Below are 24,955 nucleotides of genomic sequence, written 5' to 3'. Positions count from 1 at the left end.
TACCTAACTATGCTAATTTCTTTTTACTGTTATTAAATAAAAAGAATGAAGAAATAAAAATAAAGACAAAAATGAAGTATTTTTGAGAAAAAGTATCATCTGTTAATGAAAATTCTAGAATTGATTCTGTAACAACCATTACCAAAATAGCTAAATATATAGTGTTATTAAACTCTTTAGTTTGTTTTATATATCGAATAGCAACAAAAAAAGGCCAAAGCATAAAGGCTAACAGTGAGAGAAGCCCTACCAATCCAGTTTCTACTAAAAACAGGAAATATTGATTATGAGGGTGTCCAAAATCCCTTATGGCTGCAATATCACCCTCATTAAAGACAAACTCTTTAGCAACATTAAAATTTGTCCATCCCCAACCAAACAGAGGTTTTTCTAAAAATGCGTAATAAGATGCCTTCCATAACTCAAAGCGATAACCAACTGATGAATAGGGATTACCATCTAAGTAATTATTTATATCAACAAATACTTGATCTACTCTTTGTTGAATAGGCAGTTCTTCCCAAAAAACAATCAAACAAATCGTTAAAAACAGTTGAATATAAACTAAACTTTTAAACTCTATTTTTTTACCAAAACGATAAAAAATAAAGGTCAATGTAAACATAGAAATCAAGAGTGCAAGCCATCCACCTCTTGACCCCGAAATAAGACTAAGTGCAACACCACTAATAAAACCTAATACAGCTAAAGTTTTCCAAACTTTACTTGGTAAAGCAAAAAATGAAACCATTGCCATTAAACCAAATAGCATACCCATATTGCCGCGATTAATCGCATCTGATAAATAACCAGTATCTCGCGTTACGGGCCAATTCAAAAGGACAAGGCAAAGCCAAAAAATGCTATACAAAGCCGAAATAATTAATGTTTTCCAAAAAATCTCTTCTGAATTAAAAGCAAAAGATGCAAACATTCCAATTAAAGGTATAAAAAGCAACAACTGGAATGCCGTAAACCGCCATTGAAAAAAAGTATGCCAATCATGCATAAGAATGGAAGAGCTGATAATAAATATTAACGTCAAAGCGAGTACATAGAACACTTTAAGCTCAGAAGGTAAATTCTTTTTTTTTATATATAGAGCATACATTCCAACAAAGAATATTAATAGATAAATCGCATCAACACTTCTATGAAGAACGCCACTAAATACTAATGCTAAAATTGCCAAAATGGGCATCAATTTAATCATTAATTAAGCCCTCATAAGCCTTAGCTACTTTAGTTGCATCAAACCTATCAAAGTCAAATATTTGTTGCTCATTATTAATAAGAGCATCATCGAGAACTAGGCTCAACTTATTGACATCACCGATAGGTACAAGGTATTTGGAGTTTTCACCTAATAACACCTCATTAGGCCCTGATGGACAATCAGTTGAAACTACTTTAGTACCAATAATTATTGACTCTATTAATACTCTAGGTAACCCTTCTGCTTCAGAGACTAAAACAGACAATCTCGCATTTTTAATTAAACGATAAGGATTTGGATCCCACGGCCAAAAAACAACCCTATCATCTATTTTAAGCTGCTTAGCTAAATTTTCTAAACGCTCTTTAAGTGCCCCTTTACCTACCAAAACCAATTTAATACTTTTATTCTGCATTTTGCTAAAAGCATGAAATAAATCAGAATGTCTTTTACGTGGTATCAAAGCCGAAACATAGACAATATATTCACCAACTTCTTTAGATTGTTCAAAATGCTCTAACGCTTGATTTTGTATTTTTGCAATATCAAACGGATTATTTATAACCGTAATTCGCTTCTCATCGACATCTAAGTTATCAACCAAATCTGTTTTTATGCCCTCAGAAAGTGCAATCAAATTTTTATTAGCAAATTTATGTTTTAACTTAATAGTTTGAATTAATGTTTTCCATTTAAAGAAAAAGTTACGTTTTTTTAACCAAGCTGTTGGCGTAATATGTACTGAACAAAAACGTTGTTTTGCAGTTAATGCCTCATAATATTCTGCTCTACTGGTCACGAATAAATCTAGCATTCCAATCTCTTTAGCAATTTCTGATAACCCTTTATTTTCATTTTTTGCATAATCCGTTACAACGTGAATATTTAATCCCTCAACAACTTTATAGTCTTTTGCATTTTTTAAAACAACTAAATGCACTTGATTTCCTAATTCATAAAGTTTGCTTGCAAGCGTTAATATCGTTTTTTCAGCACCAGCTCCAGCTAGAGAGCCTAACAAAAATCCTATTTTTTTCATATTTCCATCTTATATTTCAAGCCTATACCTTTTATTAAATACTTTGCTTAAAAAGCATAAAAGTTAAGTTTCTTGAATCTTTCTATTGAACTTTCATTTTTCTTAGAACCCGTTTCTCTAAAATCTTTTACGGGCTTCATTCGCCAACTGTTTTTTATATCTTTTTTTCTTTTTTTTGGTTAGAAACCTATCAATATTCTTTTTAAATTTTCGAATCTCTTTAGTAAGAATTTCTTTTATACTTTCTTTAGAAGGCTTGGCTTCTTGACAAACTTCATAGCCATGAATTGTCATTAAGCTTAACAACCTATCTTCAATCTCATATATTTCAGAAGCCGTTAACTTTTCTTTCCAACCATCTATTCTTGAAGAATCAATTGACTTACCAACTAGGTCATGCTGTTCTTTTGTATACTCAGGAAGTTTAAATCCAGTTCCACCCAACATATTAGAAGCATATTCAATACCTATAAAATCACAAACTTCTTTAAGCACAGGTTCCGTGCTCAACAATAGATCTTCATAATAAATAACCAATACTCTATCTGGAATAGACTGTTGAAGTGCACAACCATAACCAATACTTTCAGCCCATAACTTTGATGCGTCTTTAACGTTATTTGGGCCCCAATCACGATCAATAATAGATGCTGCTACAGCCCTAGGATCTCTAATTAAATGAATAAACTTACTTTCAGGAAAGAGCTTACTTAATATTAAACCATATTGAATATGCGTTGGAGTGTGGTCAATCCAGTGCGTTGAATTCTCTTGGTTTGTTTTTAAAGCATATAGTTGAATAAGATCATTTAAAAAAGCTACATATTCTTTGGAGCTAAACATTTCTTCTTTGTAATTAGAAATATTCGGTATCGGCGACTCCCACAAATGAAATCTAAAATTCTTTTTAAGCCTTTTAAATATTAATTGCTTAGAAAGAATTTCTTGATTAGACCGAAAAGCATCTTTCCACAAATCAACCACAAACTGAGATTCCGGTGTAACCACCGATTCAACAGAAGTTCCCAACAATGACCCAAGCAACGTCGTTCCATTTCTCTGAGAGCCCCCAATAAAAACTGGTTTTAATTTTTTTACCTGATTCATATTCACTTCTCCGAGCACCTGTTTAGTCATTAAAGCATTTACATAACATGTTAAGGCTTATTTAATATCTCTTTCTTGGAACCATTTAACAAAACGCTTTATCCCTACTTCAATCTCTGTAGACGGCTTAAAATCGACGTCCTTCATTAATTCAGAAACATCTGCATAGGTTCTCGGCACATCACCTGCTTGCATGGGTAGGTTATTTCTAATAGCTTTTTTACCCACGGCATCTTCAATGGCATTAATAAATCGCTCTAAGGTGATGGGTTGATTGTTACCAATATTGTAGATTTTGTATGGTGCTTCTGCTGTAGAAAATTCACTGGATTGTCTTTCTGGAATTCTTTCCATGACTCTAACTATGCCCTCGACAATATCGTCGATATAGGTAAAATCACGTTGCATTTGTCCGTGGTTAAAGACATCAATGGTTTCGCCATTCAATATCTTCTTAGTGAATGAGAAATATGCCATATCAGGACGTCCCCAAGGACCATATACAGTAAAGAAACGTAATCCAGTCGTTGGGATGTTATAGAGATGGCTATAAGTATGTGCCATTAATTCATTGGATTTTTTGGTCGCTGCATATAAAGAGATTGGATAATCAACTCTATCATCGGTTGAGAATGGAATCTTGCTATTCATGCCATAAACAGAACTCGACGAGGCATAAACTAAGTGTGCGGTTTGTTGCTGACGACAGCCTTCCAATACATTCACAAAACCAATTAAGTTGGAATCTACATAGGCATTTGGGTTTTGTATCGAATAACGAACTCCAGCTTGAGCGGCTAGATGAATGACTCTATCAAATAGATTCTCTTCAAATAAAGTATGCATCGCTTCTCTATCAGCAATATCCATTTTGATAAATTGGTATTGGTCTTGAAATTGATTCTCATCGCAAAACTGCGTTAAAAAATCTAAACGTGCTTGTTTTAATGAAACATCATAATAATCATTTAAATTATCAATACCAATGACGGAATGACCTTGCTTTAATAAGGATTGAGTGACAAAAAAGCCGATAAACCCGGCTGAACCAGTTACTAAAATATTCATTAATCTTTTCCAAATAAATCGCGAGTATAAACTTTTTCTGCCACATCACTTAATTCATCAATAATGCGGTTTGCAATAATCACATCGCTTTTGTTTTTGAACTCAGTTAAATCCTGCATTACCTTAGAGTGAAAGAATTCCTTTTCACCTTGCTCAGTTAAAACGGGTTCAAATATGACAACTTCTATACCTTTAGCTTTAATACGTTTCATAATCCCTTGAATAGCACTGGCTCTAAAGTTGTCTGAGCCTTGTTTCATGACTAGACGATAGATTCCGACTGTTTTTGGGTTGCGTTTGATGATTTGATCAGCAATAAAATCTTTACGAGTAGTGTTTGAATCGACGATTGCTCTAATAATATTATTAGGTACATATTGGTAGTTGGCTAACAGTTGTTTGGTGTCTTTTGGTAGGCAGTAACCACCATACCCAAAACTTGGGTTGTTGTAGTGATTACCAATACGAGGATCTAAGCCTACACCTTCTATTACTTGCTTGGTACTAAGACCGTGACTTTCACAATAGGTGTCTAGTTCATTAAAGTAGGAAACACGCATCGCTAAATAGGTGTTTGAGAAAAGTTTGACTGCTTCAGCCTCTGTATTGTCGGTAAACAAAACAGGAATCTCATGTTCAGACTTTTCTGCCCCTTCGACTAACAGGCCTGCAAATATTTTAGCTTGCTCAGATTCTTCGCCCACAATAATACGTGATGGATGAAGATTATCGTATAAAGCCTTTCCCTCTCTTAGAAACTCTGGTGAGAAGATGATATTTGTAATGCCAAACTTCGCTTTCACTTGATCGGTATAACCCACAGGAATGGTGGATTTGATAATCATGGTTGTGTTTGGGTTAATGGCTAATACATCGGAAATAACCGCTTCTACCGATTTTGTATTAAAGGTATTGGTTTCGGTATCGTAATCGGTTGGGGTAGCAATCACCACAAAATCGGCATTTTGGTAGGCCTGGTCTTTATCTAAGGTAGCCGTGAAATTTAGGTTTTTATTTTCTAAAAAATACGTAATCTCATCGTCCACAATAGGAGATATTTTTGCATTTAACAAATCAATTTTTTCAGGAACGATATCCAGTGCCACTACTTCATGATTTTGAGCCATTAGCATGGCAAGTGATAAACCGACATAACCGGTTCCTGCGACTGCGATTTTCATTTGCAAGCCATCCTTTGTTTACGATACGTATAATTTCAAGGGCACTATTGTAGTGCCTTTGCTATAGCTTTACCTGGTTTATTGTTATAAACAGCCACTCGATACTCTATAAAAGTTGTCAATTGCTCTTGGGTTAAAACAAACCGTTCAAACTCTTTTGGCAGCTCACCTTGCTCATAAAGCCTAACCCAACGACGGTAGTGATCACCCATCTTTGCATTGGGTAATTTAAGCAATTCAGCACGATGTTTAATATTGGCTTCAAACTGTTCATAGGAGCGAATAGGATAATGATAAACGTGAATACCCGGTTCGTTTCGTGCCGAAAAAGCCTTACCAATATGTTTAGCACGATGATTACCGCCGCTTAACTTAATTAACCCTTTTGGATTCACAATTACTTTAGGGCTAATTGGCACCAATAACATTGAGATTTGATCATCACTTTTTTGAACATCCCGATCATAACAAATAGGATACAACACGCTATGTTCTGCTTGAGAAAAATGATAGTCTGGCTGCAAGGCTTCTTCAGTCAATAACATATTGCTACGCTTAACGGTAACAACAGAATCTTTGGCTTGCAGATAAGACTTTAAATCGCCATTTTCAGGAATCCAAAATTCATCGGCATCATTACTGATTACCCAACGAGCATTCATTTTATTGCGAGCATAAAAGGCCAATTGTTTCATCCATTTAGCCTGTTGGTAGGTTTGTGATGGCTGATCGATAATATGCAGATTATAAATTAGAGCTAACTCGGCTAACTTTTCTCTAGTGCCATCGGTAGAACCGTTATCCATCACTACAAAACCATCTACCCCCAAAGTAGCGTGCGTTTTAATATTGGCTTCGATAATGTCAACTTCATTACGGCATAAAATACTCATTACCAACTGATCTTGATTGCTTTTTGCTTGACGTAATTGCCAAATATATTCGATGCTTGCTAGCATTAAACGATATCCTCAAGTTGATTCGTTACATGGATTTGCATGGTGTTTGATATGGTAATAAAGCGTCTTTGAAAATCATCATGCTCATCTAAAACCGCTGTTAGCGGTAAATCTGGCCTTAGCCATTTACAGGTAAATAACGCCGTACCCACATCACCTATTATGTGACACTTTGCATTAAAAACTGGTAAACAAAACTCAAATGCTATTTGTGTGGGTATGACTTCTGCTGCACCAGAGTCCATTAACGCTAATAAATCTCGCTCTTTTGTTCTGGGATGATATTTAACCCCAATACGTTTGCCCTGGCTGGCTAGCCTATTAACCAATTGCTGAATACGGCCTTTATAGCCAGGCATTTTTTTTATGTTATTTGGGTGCGGAATCAATATAACCACATCTAAGGTGGCTAAATCAGCTGTGTTATATTTCAATTCTTGTGCAACCAATTGGCTTAAATTAAGAATTTCTTGTGTGGTAAACCACTTGGCTTGTAATTGCTTAAGCGGCTTATCTTTTAACAGCTCAACAGCATTATTAGGTGCAAATAACCAGGCCTGGTTAATCCAACTCGAAGCACCAACCGTTTTAGGTTCTCGCCACCAAAAACCATAAGCGAGTTTTTTGAGTAATGCATTAATTCCATCTTTTAAAACGTTATAAGGCCGCCCCGCATAAGAGTACAAACCATCATCTAAATAAATACCTTTTGCACTCAGATGCAATCGCTTTAGCAACTGCATAACAAACTGAAACTCCACTCGGCGATCACTGCCAACCGCAACTTGATTGGGTTGAAACGATTTTATTGCGGTTGTTAATTTTTTAAAGAGCTGTTTTCTATGAGAGATTTTATTTTGTCCATCAGTATTACCCGAAAAAATATCGACTTTTTCAAACGGTGAATCCTGCCATTTTTGCAAGGCCAAAAAATAAGGATTCGATTCACTATTTTTTTGGTCAATTAACCAGAGCTGTGCAGATTCTGGCTCTATTGATGTTTTTTGATTATTTTGCACAGCTAAAGCACAGCTCACCAACACGTTTAATGGGGTCGATGGCATATACAGAGTTTTAGTTTGTGACTCAATATTATGTGACTCAATATTATTTTTCTGCTCAGCTCCAGACAAATCAATCACCCACACGCATTAAAGTTTTAAGGCTTCACTAGCTCTATCTGCTAGTAATAAAGTAAGTCGTTTATTTGCAGCTTGCCAGTGTTCTAGCCCTGGATTTTTCATTGCATTGCCAACAACACCATAATCATGCTGTAAATAATCAATAAAGCTGGCAATAGCCGTTTCATTTAATACTAAAGCATCTAAATGCGATAATTGTTGAAATAAAGCGTCTTCACTATCTACGGGAAAACTAATACCTTCAATTCCAAACAGAGCATCACCCAACACAAATACCTTCTTACGAGCTATCAACGCCTCAATACCCACTGTTGAGTTTACAGTAATAACCGCATCCGCATACTGCACTAATTCTGAAGTTGTAAAATCATCTATGAATTGTAATTGTGTACTTTGCTGCTTTCTCAAATCATCGTATTGTTCATCACAGGCTGGGTGCTCTTTAAAGACAAACGTTATGTTAGGTAATTTTTTACTTAATGACTCACATACTGAAAACAGCTGACGCATATTGCGAATCCATTTTGAATGCAGATAAATATTACTGTCTTCAACGACTTGAAAGGGTACTAAAACAAAACGTTTTGGCAAATTACCAGGCCTGGTATTTTCATGTTTAATGATTTCATTTGTAACATCAGATGACAAAGTTCTATTTAAATAGAAATCAAGAGTATTGGGGATTGAACTATAAAAATTCACCCCTTTAGGGTCGATCGCTGATAGCCCTGGCAAAGGGCCTGTCTCAAAGAATATCGCTTTTTTCTGCTGGTTTTGTAACGCAATCACCAAAATAGCTTGTCTGAATTTTTTACCATTCCAAACGCCAACAAATTTTGCAGATACTCTCTTTAACCAACCAATATAGATGGAATATAACCAACATGCCTGTAGAAGCGATATAAACGTAAACAAAGGCCAAATAAAAGCTGGATACTTTTTACCCTTGGAACTATTTTGTTTTCTAATTGTTAGTAGTTCAGCTTGCTGCCAAAGTTGAGCTAATGGATACGTTATAAATAGAGAAGGTATTTTGAGCGACTTATACCAAACGACTTCACTATCCAGCTCTATATGCTGGTTCAATTCAGTAAAGTAATGTCTTTGGTCTTTACTGGCCGCAAAAAAAAGGATTGCACTCATCGATTATCCTTTGAGCCTAGCGAGCAAGACATTTAATACATCGTCTACCGCCAAGCCTTGCAAAGAGAGGAGCTCCTGCTCTTTGTTGGCAAACTTTTTGATATAACCAGGAGCACAAGGAGATTCTAATCGAGTTACTTTTGCTCCATCCGCTCCTACTAATTTAGGGTCGGTTACTCGGTATAAAACCACCATAGGCACTTCTAAAGCGGCCGCTACATGAGACAAACCGGTATCTACAGAAACTACCGCTTGAGCATTTTTTAAGGTTTTGGCCATATCATTAAGAGACAACATTTCACTAGGCACCCAAACACTTTCTGCCTCGGTGGTGCTCGCTATTCGTAAAGCACGTTGCTGCTCTTCTTGATTTCCCCAAGGCAAAATCACCTTTATACCCAATTTATTGGCTTTTTGTAATAGCTCAATCCAATGGTCTTCTGGCCAATATTTGGTTTCCCAAGTGGTGCCATGTAAAAACACCCAGTAATCTTGTTCGGCAAACTGCTCGATCACCAAATTTGGTTTTGACCAGGCCTGGGTATTTAAACCATAAACAATCGGAGCGTTTTCTGCCAGTGGGTAATTGAGGCTTTGGGCAACTAATTGACGTAAACGTAAAATAGCGTGTTGTTCTTTGGCAACCGGATACTTAAATTGATAAAACAATGTCGCTAAAGGTTCACGAGCACTTTGCCAGTCATAACCCGCCGTTTTGGCCTTAATTTTTCTAGCAACCCAAGCACTTTTTAAAAGTCCTTGAGCGTCAATAATTAAATCGTATTGAGTTTGATTTACTTCTTCAAAAAACGCTTTGATCTCTTGGCGGGTTTGTTTTTTTAGTAGGTTTTTACGCCATTTACGTAATTCTATTGGGTAGACTTTATCAACCACAGGGTGCCATTTTGGAATTTCTGCGAATGACTTTTCAACCACCCAATCTATTACCAGGCCTGGTAAATTGTATTGAGCATCCGACAACGCAGGAAAGGTGTGGAACACATCTCCCATTGAGGACATTTTAATGAGCAGAATTCGCATATTCTAGAAGTTTACTTTGTAAAATTTAAAACTGTCGGGTTTTCGGTTAACCAAGTTAAATACTTTTTAACGCCTTGAGCGACATCATTAAAAGGTTCGCTATAACCCGCCGCTCTTAATGCCGAATTATCCGCTTGAGTAAAGCTTTGATAAGCCCCTTTTAAATGTTCGGGAAACGGAATATATTCGATTTCACCCTTACCATGAAAATCAATCACGGCTTCGGCAATGTTTTTAAAGGGTTCTGCCGCAGCTGGCCCTAGATTGAAGATGCCCGATTTCTCTGGGTGTGCTAAAAACCATAAGTTCACTTTAACGACATCTTCAATGTAGACAAAGTCACGGGTCTGCATTCCCTCACCATAACCATCATATTCGCCAAATAGTTTAAGCTTTTCGCCTGCTAAAATTTGGTTATGCAGTTTAAAGGCCACGCTCGCCATATCACCCTTATGCTGTTCTCTAGGACCATAGACATTAAAGTATCTAAAACCGACAATCTGGCTTTTCGCTTTCGGCAAGATCTGGCGTACATATTGGTCAAACTGAAACTTGGAGTAGCCGTAAACGTTTAACGGTTTTTCGTAGGCTCTATCCTCAATAAAGTCTGGGCCATCGCCATATACAGAAGCCGATGAAGCGTAAAAGAATGGGATTCCCCAATTAAGACAATAATTAAGCACATCTTTTGAGTACTCATAGTTATTATCCATCATAAATTTGCCGTCCCACTCGGTGGTAGCTGAACAGGCACCTTCGTGAAATACCGCTTCGATATCTGGCAGACCTTGTTCGGCAAAAATACGTTGCTGGAAATCCTCTTTATCAAGGTAGTCAGCAATATCGCAATCGGCAATATTGATAAACTTTTTACCGTTTTTTAAATTATCCACCACAATAATGTCTGTGCGTCCTTGTTCATTTAACGCCTTAACAATATTACTGCCAATAAAGCCTGCACCACCTGTTACAACAATCATTTTTTAACCCATAATCTTAGAAATAATAAAACCGCCCCACACTAAAATGGCGATAAAAAAAGATAAAAATACCGCAGCTGACCCTTGGTCTTTAGCACGGCCTGATAGTTTATGATAATCCTCACCAATACGATCCACAACGCTTTCTACTGCTGAGTTTAAAAGCTCAACGACTAAAACGATCAGTAAAACGGCAATTAAAATCACGGTTTCGGATGCGGTATCTCCTATCCAAAACGCTAGAGGCATCATTAATGCAAATAATATAACCTCTTGCTTAAAAGCCGCTTCGTGCTTCCAAGTAGATTTAAACCCTTTCCAGGAATAACCTGCTGCATAGATAACTCGTTTTAACCCAGAGTGCGGAGATTTCATTTCAACCCTTTATCGTAATCTTTGCCATACACTATTCGTGGCTTTGATTGATATTCTGGCAAGCAGAGTGATTTTTTCTGATTCATTAAGTCACTTTTTACTGGAATCATACACTGGGCAATATGAAAAAAGTCATCCAGCATAATTGGAGTTTTGGTATGGCTTAGCAAAGCTTTATCAACTGATGGAAATGCTTTTTCATAGGCCTGGTTACGCCAAAAAACAAATGGAACCTCTAGCATAGACGTTGTTACACCATCAGGGCCATGACCTTTAAAGTCTTTTGTATCAAAAACTTCTTCACCATGATCTGACCAAAAGGTCATCCCAGCAATACCTTTTACTGATTTTAAATCACTTATAATCTTCCCTAGAACATAGTCAGTGTAATGTACCGAGCTATCATAAGCATTAATATAATCTAGTTGAGAAGAAGATGGTTCCGAAGTATATGCCTGAACACCTTTTGAACCTGTAAAGATCATCTTCTCAGGCGGGAAACGGTTTTCATACTGCAAATGGCTCCCCATTAGGTGCACGAAAATCACTTTATGCTGTGCCGGATCATCTATCGCTTTTTTAATTTCTGGTAATAAATAACCGTCATATCGATTAGCCTCTACGCCATGAAAATCATGGCTAATAAAATGTTGCACATCTGCAATGGTTGCCAGAGGTTTAGTTGGCACTCTCAGTGGCTGTTGATTAGATAGCCAAAAAGTCTTAAAACCGGCACGTTTAAACACGCCTACTAAACTAATAGATTCGGCTAACGATTTTTTATTAACCGTATCTTTTTCTGTCAAATTCACACTTAAGGAAGGGGTAGTTTGGGCAAATGCAGATATTGTATTTTTATAGACAATTGCTTGAGAACCTAATGAGATTAAATTTGGTGTAGTGGCTCTATCATAACCATATAAAGCCATGTGATTTCGTCCCAATGACTCTCCAACGACAACCACATAGGTTTGCGGAGCAGTTGATTTTAAGCTTGCTTTAAATGGGCTGTTCTTATAAAGAGCAACACGATTAGCAATGACTTTATCAATAGACTTATGGCTATCCATATAATCAATCGCCACCCCACTAAAACCTGGAAGTACATCAAACGTTCTGCCACGTTCATGAATTTGCTGGACAGCAACGAAAAGCATTAACACACCCAGGCCTGCAAAAACCTTTTCACGAGTTAATTCAGCTTCTTTAAACAAAATTCGTTTTAATGAGTAATAAGCAATCACCCAATAAATAAATAAAATCCCAACATTGACGATACTGGCATAAGCTTGTAAAAACTCTAAAGCCTCATGCTTATCAGTCAACGCCATCGCTTCAAAGGTCGCACTAACAAATACACCACCAAAGGTCACAGCATAAAGAATATCCAAGCTGCCTGAGACCACAAATAAAAAGATAACGCCTAATAGGACTTTTTGTAGAACTGTATGTCTAAACAAATAGGCTAGACCACCCAAAAGGATTAACCAGCCAAACCGTGCATTAAGCTCTGAGCTTCTAATAAAGTCAGAATAGATATACATGATAAGCAGCGGAAAAAACAAAACAAAAAACACTGACCACCAATGAGAACGAACCAATTTAGACACTCATGCTCCTACTGCAAGAATAGAGATTTAAAACTTATAAAGTCGCAATTAACGACAAAAACGTGATTTTATCATTTAAGGCTAATAAAAGGGTAAAATAGCCACAACTTAATCCGCCAATTAAAAGCAATTAAAAGCCAGAATGACTCAATTAAACTCTTTTTGGAAACGTACCAAAGCTCATTTACATGCATGGTTTGTTGACCATGAAATTCTTCGTAGTCTATTTAGAAATTTTTACCCTCTTTCCGAGAACGCGTACCGTAGCAACCACCCTTCTCCGGCTTTTATTAAAAAACTGCACCAAAAATACGGTGTAAAAACCGTTATTAGCATGCGTCGAGCCGATACAACTGGGGCTTACTTACTTGAAAAAGAGGCTTGCGATAAATATGGTATCACCTTAATAAACCATCCAATGTCTTCACGCTCACTGCCAGATATTGATAAGGTTTTACAAGCTAAAGAAATTCTAGAAACTGCTGAATATCCTATCTTAATCCATTGTAAATCAGGTGCTGACCGTGCAGGTATGATGAGTGTTTTCTACAAACTGTTTATTGAACACCAATCTATTGAAGAATCATTACAACAATTAAGCATGAAATACGGCCATTTTAGATGGGCTGAAACAGGCAAATTAGATTACTTTTTTGACAATTACCTAGAATATAAACAACAAAATCCAGATATCTCTTTTTTAGACTGGCTTGAAAACCACTATGATAAACCCAAACTAAATAAAGAGTTTCATAGCTCTGGCTGGGCAAATATTGTGGTCAATAAAATCCTTCACCGAGAATAACTCATGCTAGATCGAGCTACCCTTTCACTTTACCGCCGATTATTGAATTATATTTTGCCTTTTAAAGGCATGATAGCAATCACCTTATTGGCTCTTATCACCATTGCCATTATGGAACCCGCTACTGCGTGGGTGCTTAAAGAGTTGGTTGATGAAAGTTTAATTGCAAAAGACCCAGACTCTTTTATAAAGATGCCGCTATTACTGGCAGGTATTTTTATCATTAAAGGGTTTGCGGAATATTTTAGTAAAGTCTTTAGCCAGTGGATTGCTCAAAAAGCGATTTTGGCGATTCGTGAGGACATGTATCACAAAATGCAGCACCTTCCTTTTGGGGTTTTTCAAAGCTACGGAACGGGCAAATTAATGTCCAAAATAACTTATGATGTGCCCCAAGCTAGCAATGCACTCTCCACAGCCTGGGTAACTTTGATTAGAGATTCACTGACGATTATTGCTCTTATTGCTTGGTTACTTTACATCTCTTGGAAACTCACTTTATTGCTTATTATTATTGGGCCTGTAGTCGCTTGGATTATTGATAAAGCCAGTAAGATGATGCGACAGTCCAGTAAAAATATGCAACAGAATATGGGGCAACTCACTCAAAGACTGGAAGAAAGCCTTACTGCACACCAAGACATTAAAATTTTTGGTGCTGAGCAGTATGAGCAAAATCGTTTTCAAAATACCGCTCATGAGCTTCTCACCAACACAATGAGAGTAACTAAGGTATCTGCTCTCAACGTTCCCTTAGTACAAGTTTTGGCAGCCATTGCTCTTGCTGCAGTGGTTTACACTGCACTACAAATGTCAGCACAAAATCAATTTACAACGGGTGAACTACTTTCTTACATTACCGCTATGGCATTAATTTTTGAGCCTATTCGTCGCTTAACTAGTATTAATGAAACCATTCAAAAAGGCATGGCGGCTTCAGAAAGTATTTTTGAGCTTTTAGACCAGCCAAATGAAACCAATCTTGGACAAACAACACTCGCACAAACTAAAGGAAACATCGTTCTTAAAGATGTGCATTTTCAATACCCAAACAGTGACCAAACTGCCTTAGAACATTTCTCGCTCACTATACCAGCTGGTAAAACTACGGCTTTAGTTGGGCAATCAGGTAGTGGAAAATCAACCCTAGTGAATCTCATTACCCGATTTTACGATGCTGAAAATGGTGAAATTTTACTGGATGGTAAAAACATTCAAGACTTAGACCGCCACTTTTTAAGAGAGCAAATTGCCCTAGTCAGCCAAAAAGTCACTCTTTTTGACGATACCGTTGCCGCCAACATTGCTTATGGCAAAGGAAACACTGAACGAGAAGAAATTATTGCCGCCGCTAAAGCGGCTCATGCATGGGAGTTTATTGAAAAACTGCCTCAAGGTTTAGACACCAATATAGGTGAGAATGGAAACTTACTTTCAGGTGGTCAACGCCAACGTTTGGCGATTGCTAGAGCCTTTTTGAAAAACGCCCCTATTTTAATTTTTGATGAAGCCACTTCCGCCCTCGATAATAAAAGTGAGCAAATGATCCAAAGTGCTATGGAAGTGCTTAAACATAATCGGACCGTAATTGTCATTGCTCACCGCTTAAGCACCATTGAAAATGCCGACAATATTGTGGTGATGGAACACGGCAAACTTATTGAACAAGGCGACCATAGCAGCCTATTAAAGAACAAACGTACCTATTCTCAACTGTATAACCAAGGACAAACAGGAACAGACGATCTATGAGCAAAATTTCAGCTACCAAACACGTACCTGATTTTAGTTACCAGTTCTTTCATCCAAAATACTGGGGTATCTGGTTAGGCTTAGGTTTGTTACGTTTATTGGCATTTATTCCATTCAAACAAAAATTTACGGTAGGTAAGCTTCTTGGCAAAATTTTCTATTTGATTGCAGGTAAACGTCGTCGTTTGGCTAAGGCTAACATAGATTTATGTTTTCCTGAAAAAACTGAAATGGAACGCAATCAAATCCTTAAAGAAAACTTTAACTCTATTGGTATTGCCCTAATGGAGATGACTATTGTCTGGTGGGGTGACCACAAAAACAACCATAAAAATGCATTTGAAAGAAGCATCGTAAGCTTTACTGGTGTACACAATCTTGAACAAGCTCAACAGCAAGGCAAAGGGGTATTAATTCTAAGCCCACACTTTACAACGTTAGAATTATCAGGCCTGTTCATCTCTTTTTTAACCAATTACTACGCCGTCTATCGTCCTCACGACAACCCTTTTATGGATTACCTCATTGCAAAAGGTCGCTCTATCCAATTTGATAATGGTGAGCATGTAGAACCCATCTCCAAAAATAACACAAGACAAATGCTTAAGGTTCTGCGAGCAGGAAAAACCATGGCCATTTTACCTGACCAACGTTACCGAGCAAAAGGCCATATTGAAGTACCTTTCTTTGGAGCATTATCCAAAAGCAATCCTGCCACATCAAAATTAGCCAAAATGACTGGCTGTGCAGTAGTGCCGGCGTTTACAAGACGTTTAGGCGATAATCACTATGAATTTGAGTTTCTGCCCGCTTTAGAGAACTTTCCATCCGGCGATGATTACCAAGACACCTTGAGACTGCACCACCTATATGAAGAAGAAATTCGCCGCAATCCCAGTCAATATTTATGGGTTCACAATCGTTGGAACTTAAAAGATTATTAAAGATTACCTGACCTATATAACACCTTACCGGGTGTGGTAAATTTACAAATTGCATACATTTAAAACAAAAAAGCCGTAATTGAATTTAATCAATTACGGCTTTTCTTATGTGAACTAATTATAAGTTCAGAAAATTAATGACCAGAATGATGCTCTGGATCAAAATCTTTTAACACATACTCCGCACCACAATATGGGCACTTAGCTTTCCCCGTTTCTTCAATTTGTAAAAAAACTCGTGGGTGAGAGTTCCATTTACTCATGTCATCTGTTGGGCAGTGCAGCGGCAGATCATCATAAGTTACTTCATAATGCGATTTAGAATTGGTGGAATTTTCAGCCATTGTCTTTTCCTTATTATTTAGTAGCCTAATTAAGCAACGGTTGTTAACCAATCCAAATGCTTTTCAGAACGGCCATGAACAATATCAAAATACATGCCTTGTAACTTTTCTGTAATAGGTCCACGTGAACCAATTCCAATTGGACGATTATCTAATTCGCGGATTGGCGTTACTTCCGCAGCCGTACCAGTAAAGAATGCTTCATCTGCAATATAAACCTCATCACGGGTGATTTTCTTTTCTATTACATCAAGCCCAATCTCTTTGGCAAGCGTCATAATAGTTTTACGTGTAATACCATCTAAACAACAGGTTAGCTCTGGCGTGTACAAAACACCGTCTTTAACCATAAAGAAGTTTTCACCAGACCCTTCTGCAACATAGCCGTCAACATCAAGCAGTAAAGCTTCATCACATCCGTGATTAATTGCTTCTTGCAAAGCCAACATTGAGTTCATATATGAACCATTCGATTTTGCTTTAGTCATCGTTACATTTACATGGTGACGAGTATAAGAAGAAGTCGCGATTTTAATACCACGAGTTAAATTTTCCTCACCCATGTATGCACCCCATTCCCAAGCGGCAACCATAACGTGTACTTTTAAGTTATCAGCACGAATACCCATACCTTCCGAGCCATAGAATGCCATTGGACGAATATAAGCTGATTTAAGATTGTTTTCACGAACTGCGGCTCTTTGTGCTTCGTTCAAAGTCTCTTTATCGAAAGGCATTGGCATATTAACGATTTTAGACGAATTAATTAAACGATCTGTATGAGCATCTAATCGAAAGATAGAAGTACCTTGCTCAGCCTCATAAGCTCTCACACCTTCAAACACACCCATACCATAATGTAATGTGTGCGTTAGCACGTGAACTTTGGCTTCACGCCATGGAACCATTTCGCCATCTAACCAGATTACGCCATCTCTATCTGCCATCGTTTGCATCAACAAATTCTCCAACAAAATTTTCATTAAATATTTAAGAATGACATTTTATCCTAAATACTCTGCTACTGAATTGAATATTCTTTAATTTTCGCTAATATTCTTTTCAAAAACCGTCTTTAATACAATATATGCTAATTTTTGCTTATCAAAACCGATTAGACTTGATTTTTTTTTAAAATTCGCTAATATAATTTGTTTGAAAACATGCATTAAAAGACAAGAACAAAACGTCAGAATGCATCCTCAAAAAAGCAACCTTGCAGAAACTATTTATAAACATCTAACCTCTTGTAATTCTTCATAGGATTTACACTATAGGTTTTTATAAATAGCCTTCTCAGGTTGCTTTTTTTGTTTATCCATTTCATTTGTTTACGGAGTGACTTTTTGGCGTAATACGCCATAGTTAAAAATTTATGTCAGACCACTTAATGAACACTTATGCAAGAATGCCTGTAACCTTTAAAAAAGGACATGGTGCGACATTACAAGACACCAATGGTAAAACCTATATTGATGCCATTAGTGGTATAGCGGTATGTAGCTTAGGCCACGCTCACCCAAATGTAAGCGAAGCAATTTGTGAGCAAAGCCAAAATTTAATTCATACATCTAACCTATATGAGATTGAGAATCAGACCAAATTGGCCGATAAGCTCATTCAGTATTCGGGAATGGATAGAGTATTTTTCTGTAACTCTGGTGCCGAAGCGAATGAAACCGCGATTAAAATCGCCCGCAAATATGCACATCAAAACAACATTGAAAACCCAGCTATTATCGTAATGGAAAACAGTTTTCACGGGAGAACACTTGCAACTCTTTCAGCAACTGGAAATGCAAAAGTTCATGAAGGTTTTGCCCCCTTAGTTCAAGGTTTTATACGTGTACCTTATGATGATATTGAAGCCGTAAAACAGCATTCAGAAAACCATAACATTGTTGCTATTTTGGTTGAACCCGTACAGGGTGAAGGCGGTGTGCATGTTCCAAAGCCAGGCTACTTAGCCGCACTTAGAGAAATTTGTGACACCAATAATTGGTTACTTATGGTTGATGAAGTTCAGACTGGTATTGGTAGAACAGGACGTTGGTTTGCATTTCAACATGACAACATCAAACCTGACGTTATGAGCCTTGCTAAAGCACTTGGTAACGGTGTACCAATTGGTGCCTGCCTAGCTCACGGAAAAGCGGCACAAGTGCTAGTACCTGGTAATCACGGTACAACATTTGGCGGCAACCCATTAGCTTGTGCTGCTGGCCTAGCGGTCGTAAACACCATCGAAGTTCACGGGTTTGTAGACGCTATTGCCAAAAAAGGTGAAAAACTTGTCAATGCATTTAAAAACAAATTAAGCGATACTCAAGGAATTGTAGATATCCGTGGTAAAGGTTACATGATTGGCATTCAACTCAACCAGCCTTGTGGAGAGCTGGTTAGCCTAGCACTGGAGCAAGGTTTATTAATCAATGTAACTCGTGGTGACACGGTTAGATTACTGCCGACCTTTGTCATGAGCCAAGAACAAACAGATGAACTTGTTGAAAAACTCAGCGAGCTGATTAAAACTTATTTAAACAAAAAGAAAGATTAGAAAGATGACTGTAAGACACTTTTTAACCCTAAAAGATTTAACTCCAGAAGAACTTCAGCAAATAATGCATCGTGGCATTGAGCTAAAAAAAATGCAACATTCTGGTGAAATTTACGAACCTCTAAAAAATCAAACCTTAGCAATGATTTTTGAAAAATCCTCTACTCGTACGCGCATTTCTTTTGAAACTGGCATGACCCAATTTGGTGGTCACGCTTTGTTTTTATCATCAAACGATACTCAGTTAGGTCGAGGTGAACCCATTGAAGACAGTGCTCGAGTTATCTCTAGTATGGCTGATGGCATAATGATCCGAACTTTTGGACATGATATTGTTGAAACCTTTGCTCAACACTCTTCTGTACCCATTATTAATGCATTAACGGATGATTATCACCCATGCCAGCTATTAGCCGATATGCAAACCTACCAAGAACACCGTGGTAGCATTCAAGGTAAAACCGTTACCTGGGTTGGCGATGGTAACAATATGTGCCACTCGTATATCAATGCTGCAGAACAATATGACTTCAAGTTACGCATTGCTTGTCCAGAAGGATATGATCCAAACATGGATCTTGTTAATGCTCACAGTGACCGTGTTGAGATTGTTCGTAACACCTTAGAGGCCGCAACAAACTCAGACCTTATTGTGACCGATGTTTGGGCCAGCATGGGCCAAGAAGAAGAGCAAAAGCTGCGTGAAAAGGCCTTTGCTGATTATCAAGTCAATCAAGACGTTATGAATCAAGCAAACAAAGATGCCTTATTTATGCACTGCCTACCGGCTCACCGTGGTGAAGAAGTCACCGCAGAAGTGATTGATGCCCCAGATTCAGTGGTATGGGATGAAGCAGAAAATAGACTTCACGCACAAAAAGCACTTCTTGAGTTTTTAATGGCAAAATAACTGACATTAAATCTATACAAAAAAGCCCGCTAATGCGGGCTTTTTTGTAAGTTTAAATTCTAAAGCAAGGTTTAGATTGTTTTTCTCGCTAAAAAAGCTTGAGAAAGTGTACCACTATCCAAATATTCCAACTCCCCCCCCATAGGAATTCCTTGAGCCAACCTCGAAACAGTAACACTTAGTCTTTGAGCAATTTGCTGGATATAATGAGCCGTAGCTTCACCCTCCACTGTCGGGTTTGTTGCAATAATAAGCTCTGTTATCTTGCCATCCAACAAACGCTTTTCTAAAACATCTAGCCCAATCTGCTGAGGACCAATACCATCAATAGGTGAAAGGTGTCCCATTAGCACAAAATATTGACCTTGAAAAATCCCTGATTGCTCTATCACCGTTATATCAGATGGAGATTCAACAATACAGAGCTCTCCTGTCTCACGGTGACTTGAATTACAAATTGAACAGGTTTCTTGCTCAGTTAATGTACGACATTTAGAACAATGTTGAATCTCTTCAACGGCCTTTTGCAAGACTTGTGCCAGTACCATACCACCATTGCGGTTTCTTTCTAAAAGGTGGTAGGCCATACGTTGTGCAGACTTTGGGCCAACTCCAGGCAAAACTCTAAAGGCCTCAATGAGTTCTTTAATAAGGGGACTTTGCAATGAATATACTCAACGATTTAAAATGGCATTTTCATTCCTGCAGGCATATCCATACCTGCAGTCAAACCACCCATTCTTTCCTGAGTGACTTCTTCAACTTTACGTGATGCACTATTTACAGCGGCAGCAAATAGGTCTTCTAACATCTCTTTATCATCCATTAAAGAATCATCGATTTCTACCTTAACTAATTCATGCTTTCCAGTCATAACAACTTTTACCATGCCGCCGCCTGCTTCGCCATTAATTTCCATTTTTGCAATTTCTTCTTGAGCACTTTGCATATTTTTTTGCATCTCTTGTGCTTGTTTCATTAAATTGCCAAGGCCACCTTTTCCGCCAAACATAATTTTTCCTTTTTAGTATTTTCTAATTTTAATTAGAGAGTTTGAAATATATCCGTTTAATTATACTGGTTTGATGCTTCCAGCAATCACTTCCATACCTAATGTTGTAACCAATTGCTGAACCATTCCATCTGTTTCAATCGAGTTTTGTGCATCAGCCAATCTATTTGATTCTTGCTGAGCATAGAATTTTGCAGGCGTATCGTGACTATCAGTCTCTACAACTTTAAACTCTATATCAGACCCCAGCTTGGCCTTTATTGATTGAGCAATCTGTTCAAAATACATTTCAGGCTTAGCGTATTGTTGATTAGGGTCAATACTCATCGCCAGAACAGAATCAGTTAATTCAACTAGAACACTATTCCTAGCCATTTCAGAAGCCATTCCTTTCAGCTCTAAGATATCAATAATAGAAATCCAATCTGAGAGCTTATCACCAGATGGTATAAATTCAGTTATGCCAGTGTTCTGCTCTAAAACAGTAGCATTAACTCTAGGTTGCTCTGGCACTTCAGGTTGATTAAGTTGATTTTCTTGAACACTCTGCTCAATCTGTTCGTATGGTTCATCCATAACGCTTACATTTTGAGCTTCTAAATTCATCGACTCTTGTGAAGCTGGAATCTCTTCTAAAGCCCATGGCGGTGGCTCGTGATTCTCTAATGACTGACTTTTTAAAGCCTGATTGTCAGATGAATCACTACCTACGTAGCCATTGTGATTACTTACAAAATTATCTACTAAATTACTTTCTAAATTTGTAGATCCCTGCTCAATATTATCGGATCTCACCGCCCCCCCACTAGCAGTCTGCTCAACTGGAATAGAATTTTCTACCAGATGGGAATCATTAAATTGATTGCTAATATTATTCAATGTCTCTGATAAATTTTTGGGAGTAGAGACTTGATTCTCAGTTTGAGAAACATCAGGTTGTGCCGATGAAAACTTTTGGTTTGAATTGCCAAACGGTTGTTTTAATCTCTCCCGGATTTGAGCTAAGTGATCACTATGACTTGATTTGCTAGTAACATCTTGATGAGAGACAGAATTATGATTGTTTGTTTGCAAGGTTGTTTGGACTGTTGCTTCCGCTATTGCATGCTCGGGCTGTGATGAATTTTCCGGCTCAGAAACTGAATCAGTTGGAATAGCCTGAGTATCATCAAAAGCAGTTAATGAACTATCATCAACAGAGAGTGAAGAATCTCCAGTTGAATAATTCATTTCAAACTCACTTACACGGTCTGTTGATAAATTTTCTTGTACAGAAACGGTCTGTGAAGGAGTCTCTTGGGAGGCAGGTGTATGAATTTGAGAATTGATTTCTGAGTTAGATTGCTGACTTACCTCTTCATTAGAACCATTAGCTACGCTTATTTCATCGTTTTTTTTTCCAACCAAAGATCTTGCTGTTGCTAAGCTTGCAAGAGCATCCATCGGATTTTCTAAATTGCCTTTTTCTAGGGCCTGATTTTGTGTCTCTTTTTGCAGAGGTTTAGACTGAGTCATTTGAGATTCAGAAAGCTCTTTTGACTCCGCAGGCATAAACGCTAACATTCTCATTAAAGCCATTTCAAAGCCGATGCGAATATCTGGTGCTAATTGCATATCTTGCTTAGCAAGCAGTGCGACCTGATATAACAACTGCACTCTTTCTGGAGCAAATTTTTGAGCAAAATTTTGAACAATCTCTACCGGTAGCAAGGTAGTGGTTTCATTATCAGCAAATATCTGAACATAAGAGATGGCGTGTAATGTCTCTATTAATTGAGATAACAATGCTTGGTAATCAACCCCCATAGTAGCTAATTGCTGAATAACGGTTTTTATCTGCCCTGCATCATCATCAGCTAATGCTTTTAATATTGCGACACCAAATTGCTGATCAACCAAACCTAACATTGTTTGCACAGGTTCAAACATGACCTGCCCCGCACCATAAGCAATGGCCTGATCTAAAAGGCTTAAACTATCACGAGCTGAACCATCTGCACTTTTGGCAATTAATGCCAAAGCGCCATCTTCAAACGGTACTTGTTCTTGAGCCAAAATATGAGCTAGATGGTTTTGAATTTGCGGTTGAGTTAATCGCATTAAATTAAACTGCAAACAGCGCGAAAGCACCGTAATAGGCAGCTTATGGGGATCAGTGGTAGCAAGTAAGAACTTTACGTGTTCTGGTGGCTCTTCAAGAGTTTTAAGCAAAGCATTAAAACTGCTTTTAGAAAGCATGTGAACTTCATCAATTAAATAGACTTTGTATCTTCCCTGGGTGGGAGCAAACTGAACATTGTCTAAAATCTCTCGAGTATCATCCACCTTGGTTTTTGATGCCGCATCAACTTCAATCAAATCAATAAATCGACCTTCATCAATTGAACGACAGGTTTCACAAACACCACAAGGTTTTGAAGAGATGCCTTCTTGGCAATTAAGAGCCTTGGCAAAAATTCGTGCAATTGTTGTTTTACCAACACCGCGAGTACCCGTAAATAAATAGGCATGATGCAGACGTTGTTGATCTAATGCATTTGACAATGCCTGCATAACATGCGACTGACCAACTAACTCTGAGAAATTTTTAGGGCGCCATTTTCTTGCTAAAACGGTATAACTCATACGAGAACAACAACTCTTACATAAGAAAAAATTGGGGTTCATTTTAACGTGATTTCATTACAAAATCAGAACTATTTACCAGGCCTGGTAAATTCACCAAACAACGATAGAAGTAAACAATAAGATAAGAACTTTATGGAATAAAATAGAATAGATAAAAGGGTGGCAACCCTACCCGCCTTACCTCGGCGCACGCATCAGAAGGTACCGTTGCTTCCTTCCGGACCTGGCGGAGTTCCCAACTTAGCGTCGCGAGGGGACGAATAGAGTCACCATAATTTGGAGCGGGTAAGGAGAATCGAACTCCTCTCATCGGCTTGGAAGGCCGAGGTAATAGCCAATATACGATACCCGCTTGGCGGAGAGCGAGGGATTCGAACCCTCGATAGGGATTAACCTATACACACTTTCCAGGCGTGCGCCTTAAGCCTCTCAGCCAGCTCTCCCGAACAAGTGGCGAATTATACTTGGTATAACCCCCCTTGTCTAGGAGACAACTGGCGCAAACTTGAATAAGTTAGGATTTGTGAATAAATGCTAGTACATGAGAGCTAAATGCATTGATTATTGCATTTCTAGATCTTCAAGCACTGATTGTACACCTGCAATAGCACAAGCTTCATCATCTTTACCATCTGGTGCTCCGCTTACACCCACTGCTCCATACATCTTACCACCAGCAGCAATTGGCGTAGAACCAGCCATAAATGCTAACCCTTCTCCAAGAGTTGGTAGAGGTCCTTTTGCACGCCCTTCAAGCTGAGAACCTTTGACGTTAAACATAACTGAAGTATAAGCTTTTTTCTTACTGATATTAAGTGATACTGGTGGAGCTGTGGTGTCACGCATTTGTACCTGAACAATTCCATTTCTATCCACAACCGTAACACTTACGGGAATCCCTTTTTCTCTACATGCTTTAATAGTATTCACTGCAATAGTATTTGCAGTATCTGCGGTAATGCGTGCAACATTGACAGTCATAGCCTCTTCAGCATGAGCAGGAAAAGTTCCTGCAACGGTTACACCTGCAACAATAAGTGCTTGAGCTAATTTTTTCATATTTTCATTTCCTATGCTATTAAACATGAACATGCAAAACTTGTACAAAATAGTACAAACATGGATCTAAAGTATAACCTTTT

Annotated in this window: 23 protein-coding genes, 2 tRNA genes and 1 other RNA gene; 5 read left to right on the top strand and 21 right to left on the bottom strand. The window is 37.9% G+C overall.

What is annotated here, in order from left to right; genetic code table 11:
• Positions 1-7 precede the first annotated feature (7 nt).
• From ACORJQ_RS04875 to ACORJQ_RS04820, 12 genes are all read right to left on the bottom strand, one after another.
• A complete protein-coding gene (locus ACORJQ_RS04875) occupies positions 8-1,213 on the bottom strand; it encodes an O-antigen ligase family protein (RefSeq protein ID WP_321326502.1) in 1,206 nt (401 codons plus the stop codon).
• Positions 1,206-2,255: a glycosyltransferase gene (locus ACORJQ_RS04870; protein WP_321326500.1), complete on the bottom strand. Its 1,050-nt coding sequence runs from the start codon at positions 2,253-2,255 to the stop codon at positions 1,206-1,208. The genes ACORJQ_RS04875 and ACORJQ_RS04870 overlap by 8 nt, the downstream gene beginning before the upstream one ends.
• Before the next feature lie 117 nt (positions 2,256-2,372).
• Positions 2,373-3,362, bottom strand: a complete 990-nt coding sequence (locus ACORJQ_RS04865) for a sulfotransferase family protein (RefSeq protein WP_321326498.1) — start codon at positions 3,360-3,362, stop codon at positions 2,373-2,375.
• A gap of 57 nt (positions 3,363-3,419) precedes the next feature.
• Positions 3,420-4,430 carry an NAD-dependent epimerase gene (locus ACORJQ_RS04860; RefSeq protein WP_321326496.1) on the bottom strand — a complete coding sequence of 337 codons (1,011 nt, stop codon included), beginning with the start codon at positions 4,428-4,430 and terminating at the stop codon, positions 3,420-3,422.
• Positions 4,430-5,611, bottom strand: a complete 1,182-nt coding sequence (locus tag ACORJQ_RS04855) for a nucleotide sugar dehydrogenase (protein ID WP_321326494.1) — start codon at positions 5,609-5,611, stop codon at positions 4,430-4,432. The genes ACORJQ_RS04860 and ACORJQ_RS04855 overlap by 1 nt, the downstream gene beginning before the upstream one ends.
• A gap of 44 nt (positions 5,612-5,655) precedes the next feature.
• Entirely contained in the window at positions 5,656-6,570 is a 915-nt protein-coding gene (locus tag ACORJQ_RS04850) for a glycosyltransferase family 2 protein (protein WP_321326492.1), read from the bottom strand.
• Complete coding sequence (locus ACORJQ_RS04845; protein ID WP_321326489.1) at positions 6,570-7,703, bottom strand: polysialyltransferase family glycosyltransferase; 1,134 nt, start codon at positions 7,701-7,703, stop codon at positions 6,570-6,572. The genes ACORJQ_RS04850 and ACORJQ_RS04845 overlap by 1 nt, the downstream gene beginning before the upstream one ends.
• An 18-nt stretch (positions 7,704-7,721) precedes the next feature.
• A complete protein-coding gene (locus ACORJQ_RS04840) occupies positions 7,722-8,855 on the bottom strand; it encodes a capsular polysaccharide export protein, LipB/KpsS family (RefSeq protein WP_321326488.1) in 1,134 nt (377 codons plus the stop codon).
• A 3-nt stretch (positions 8,856-8,858) separates the two neighbouring features.
• Positions 8,859-9,896 carry a lipopolysaccharide heptosyltransferase I gene (gene waaC, locus ACORJQ_RS04835; protein WP_321326487.1) on the bottom strand — a complete coding sequence of 346 codons (1,038 nt, stop codon included), beginning with the start codon at positions 9,894-9,896 and terminating at the stop codon, positions 8,859-8,861.
• An 11-nt stretch (positions 9,897-9,907) separates the two neighbouring features.
• On the bottom strand, positions 9,908-10,876 hold the full coding sequence (gene rfaD, locus ACORJQ_RS04830; RefSeq protein ID WP_321326486.1) for an ADP-glyceromanno-heptose 6-epimerase: 969 nt from the start codon (positions 10,874-10,876) through the stop codon (positions 9,908-9,910).
• 3 nt (positions 10,877-10,879) lie between these two features.
• On the bottom strand, positions 10,880-11,251 hold the full coding sequence (locus tag ACORJQ_RS04825; RefSeq protein WP_321326483.1) for a diacylglycerol kinase: 372 nt from the start codon (positions 11,249-11,251) through the stop codon (positions 10,880-10,882).
• On the bottom strand, positions 11,248-12,861 hold the full coding sequence (locus ACORJQ_RS04820) for a phosphoethanolamine transferase (protein WP_321326481.1): 1,614 nt from the start codon (positions 12,859-12,861) through the stop codon (positions 11,248-11,250). The genes ACORJQ_RS04825 and ACORJQ_RS04820 overlap by 4 nt, the downstream gene beginning before the upstream one ends.
• Before the next feature lie 142 nt (positions 12,862-13,003).
• On the opposite strand from ACORJQ_RS04820, the gene ACORJQ_RS04815 reads away from it, so the two are divergent.
• From ACORJQ_RS04815 to ACORJQ_RS04805, 3 genes are read left to right on the top strand one after another with little or no spacing between them, the layout of a single operon-like run.
• The gene (locus tag ACORJQ_RS04815) at positions 13,004-13,666 is read left to right on the top strand and encodes a fused DSP-PTPase phosphatase/NAD kinase-like protein (RefSeq protein WP_321326479.1); all 663 of its coding nucleotides are present in this window, start codon (positions 13,004-13,006) and stop codon (positions 13,664-13,666) included.
• A 3-nt stretch (positions 13,667-13,669) separates the two neighbouring features.
• Positions 13,670-15,418, top strand: a complete 1,749-nt coding sequence (gene msbA, locus ACORJQ_RS04810; protein ID WP_321326477.1) for a lipid A export permease/ATP-binding protein MsbA — start codon at positions 13,670-13,672, stop codon at positions 15,416-15,418.
• Positions 15,415-16,362, top strand: coding sequence for a lysophospholipid acyltransferase family protein (locus ACORJQ_RS04805; RefSeq protein ID WP_321326476.1), 948 nt, complete (start codon positions 15,415-15,417; stop codon positions 16,360-16,362). The genes msbA and ACORJQ_RS04805 overlap by 4 nt, the downstream gene beginning before the upstream one ends.
• 134 nt (positions 16,363-16,496) lie before the next feature.
• Here the strand turns inward: ACORJQ_RS04805 and ACORJQ_RS04800 are convergent, their stop codons facing one another.
• Positions 16,497-16,706, bottom strand: a complete 210-nt coding sequence (locus ACORJQ_RS04800; protein WP_321326474.1) for a zinc-finger domain-containing protein — start codon at positions 16,704-16,706, stop codon at positions 16,497-16,499.
• 29 nt (positions 16,707-16,735) lie between these two features.
• Positions 16,736-17,662, bottom strand: coding sequence for a branched-chain amino acid transaminase (locus ACORJQ_RS04795; RefSeq protein ID WP_321326472.1), 927 nt, complete (start codon positions 17,660-17,662; stop codon positions 16,736-16,738).
• 419 nt (positions 17,663-18,081) lie between these two features.
• Here ACORJQ_RS04795 and ACORJQ_RS04790 point away from each other — a divergent pair, with 419 nt between their 5' ends.
• On the top strand, positions 18,082-19,263 hold the full coding sequence (locus ACORJQ_RS04790) for an aspartate aminotransferase family protein (RefSeq protein ID WP_321326471.1): 1,182 nt from the start codon (positions 18,082-18,084) through the stop codon (positions 19,261-19,263).
• Between the two features lie 4 nt (positions 19,264-19,267).
• Positions 19,268-20,173, top strand: coding sequence for an ornithine carbamoyltransferase (gene argF, locus ACORJQ_RS04785; RefSeq protein WP_321326469.1), 906 nt, complete (start codon positions 19,268-19,270; stop codon positions 20,171-20,173).
• A 71-nt stretch (positions 20,174-20,244) separates the two neighbouring features.
• Here argF and recR read toward each other — a convergent pair whose 3' ends face one another.
• The 7 genes from recR to ACORJQ_RS04750 all read right to left on the bottom strand — a co-directional run bounded on the left by recR (position 20,245) and on the right by ACORJQ_RS04750 (position 24,872).
• Positions 20,245-20,838, bottom strand: coding sequence for a recombination mediator RecR (recR, locus tag ACORJQ_RS04780; protein WP_321326468.1), 594 nt, complete (start codon positions 20,836-20,838; stop codon positions 20,245-20,247).
• Positions 20,839-20,855: 17 nt separating this feature from the next.
• Positions 20,856-21,185 (bottom strand): YbaB/EbfC family nucleoid-associated protein, encoded by a 330-nt coding sequence (locus tag ACORJQ_RS04775; protein WP_321326467.1) that lies wholly within the window; start codon positions 21,183-21,185, stop codon positions 20,856-20,858.
• Between the two features lie 60 nt (positions 21,186-21,245).
• Positions 21,246-23,810 carry a DNA polymerase III subunit gamma/tau gene (dnaX, locus tag ACORJQ_RS04770; protein WP_321326466.1) on the bottom strand — a complete coding sequence of 855 codons (2,565 nt, stop codon included), beginning with the start codon at positions 23,808-23,810 and terminating at the stop codon, positions 21,246-21,248.
• A gap of 169 nt (positions 23,811-23,979) precedes the next feature.
• An RNA gene (ffs, locus tag ACORJQ_RS04765) (signal recognition particle sRNA small type) lies at positions 23,980-24,076 on the bottom strand.
• Positions 24,077-24,090: 14 nt separating this feature from the next.
• Positions 24,091-24,165, bottom strand: a tRNA-Gly gene (locus ACORJQ_RS04760).
• Position 24,166: 1 nt separating this feature from the next.
• Positions 24,167-24,256: transfer RNA gene (locus tag ACORJQ_RS04755), tRNA-Ser, on the bottom strand.
• Between the two features lie 118 nt (positions 24,257-24,374).
• Positions 24,375-24,872, bottom strand: a complete 498-nt coding sequence (locus tag ACORJQ_RS04750; protein WP_321326465.1) for a GlcG/HbpS family heme-binding protein — start codon at positions 24,870-24,872, stop codon at positions 24,375-24,377.
• Between the last annotated feature and the right edge of the window lie 83 nt (positions 24,873-24,955).

It is taken from the genome of Thiomicrorhabdus sp. (assembly GCF_963662555.1).
Lineage (GTDB): Bacteria > Pseudomonadota > Gammaproteobacteria > Thiomicrospirales > Thiomicrospiraceae > Thiomicrorhabdus.
Note: the sequence above shows the minus strand (reverse complement) of the source record. Positions and strands in the feature narration are given on the sequence as shown.

What these genes read in the sequence shown, in the direction of transcription:
- ACORJQ_RS04875 (WP_321326502.1), bottom strand. Translation starts at nt 1,213, where the DNA reads ATGATTAAATTGATGCCCATTTTGGCAATTTTAGCATTAGTATTTAGT.
- ACORJQ_RS04870 (WP_321326500.1), bottom strand. Translation starts at nt 2,255, where the DNA reads ATGAAAAAAATAGGATTTTTGTTAGGCTCTCTAGCTGGAGCTGGTGCT.
- ACORJQ_RS04865 (WP_321326498.1), bottom strand. Translation starts at nt 3,362, where the DNA reads ATGAATCAGGTAAAAAAATTAAAACCAGTTTTTATTGGGGGCTCTCAG.
- ACORJQ_RS04860 (WP_321326496.1), bottom strand. Translation starts at nt 4,430, where the DNA reads ATGAATATTTTAGTAACTGGTTCAGCCGGGTTTATCGGCTTTTTTGTC.
- ACORJQ_RS04855 (WP_321326494.1), bottom strand. Translation starts at nt 5,611, where the DNA reads ATGAAAATCGCAGTCGCAGGAACCGGTTATGTCGGTTTATCACTTGCC.
- ACORJQ_RS04850 (WP_321326492.1), bottom strand. Translation starts at nt 6,570, where the DNA reads ATGCTAGCAAGCATCGAATATATTTGGCAATTACGTCAAGCAAAAAGC.
- ACORJQ_RS04840 (WP_321326488.1), bottom strand. Translation starts at nt 8,855, where the DNA reads ATGAGTGCAATCCTTTTTTTTGCGGCCAGTAAAGACCAAAGACATTAC.
- waaC (WP_321326487.1), bottom strand. Translation starts at nt 9,896, where the DNA reads ATGCGAATTCTGCTCATTAAAATGTCCTCAATGGGAGATGTGTTCCAC.
- rfaD (WP_321326486.1), bottom strand. Translation starts at nt 10,876, where the DNA reads ATGATTGTTGTAACAGGTGGTGCAGGCTTTATTGGCAGTAATATTGTT.
- ACORJQ_RS04825 (WP_321326483.1), bottom strand. Translation starts at nt 11,251, where the DNA reads ATGAAATCTCCGCACTCTGGGTTAAAACGAGTTATCTATGCAGCAGGT.
- ACORJQ_RS04815 (WP_321326479.1), top strand. Translation starts at nt 13,004, where the DNA reads ATGACTCAATTAAACTCTTTTTGGAAACGTACCAAAGCTCATTTACAT.
- msbA (WP_321326477.1), top strand. Translation starts at nt 13,670, where the DNA reads ATGCTAGATCGAGCTACCCTTTCACTTTACCGCCGATTATTGAATTAT.
- ACORJQ_RS04805 (WP_321326476.1), top strand. Translation starts at nt 15,415, where the DNA reads ATGAGCAAAATTTCAGCTACCAAACACGTACCTGATTTTAGTTACCAG.
- ACORJQ_RS04800 (WP_321326474.1), bottom strand. Translation starts at nt 16,706, where the DNA reads ATGGCTGAAAATTCCACCAATTCTAAATCGCATTATGAAGTAACTTAT.
- ACORJQ_RS04795 (WP_321326472.1), bottom strand. Translation starts at nt 17,662, where the DNA reads ATGCAAACGATGGCAGATAGAGATGGCGTAATCTGGTTAGATGGCGAA.
- ACORJQ_RS04790 (WP_321326471.1), top strand. Translation starts at nt 18,082, where the DNA reads ATGTCAGACCACTTAATGAACACTTATGCAAGAATGCCTGTAACCTTT.
- argF (WP_321326469.1), top strand. Translation starts at nt 19,268, where the DNA reads ATGACTGTAAGACACTTTTTAACCCTAAAAGATTTAACTCCAGAAGAA.
- ACORJQ_RS04775 (WP_321326467.1), bottom strand. Translation starts at nt 21,185, where the DNA reads ATGTTTGGCGGAAAAGGTGGCCTTGGCAATTTAATGAAACAAGCACAA.
- dnaX (WP_321326466.1), bottom strand. Translation starts at nt 23,810, where the DNA reads ATGAGTTATACCGTTTTAGCAAGAAAATGGCGCCCTAAAAATTTCTCA.
- ACORJQ_RS04750 (WP_321326465.1), bottom strand. Translation starts at nt 24,872, where the DNA reads ATGAAAAAATTAGCTCAAGCACTTATTGTTGCAGGTGTAACCGTTGCA.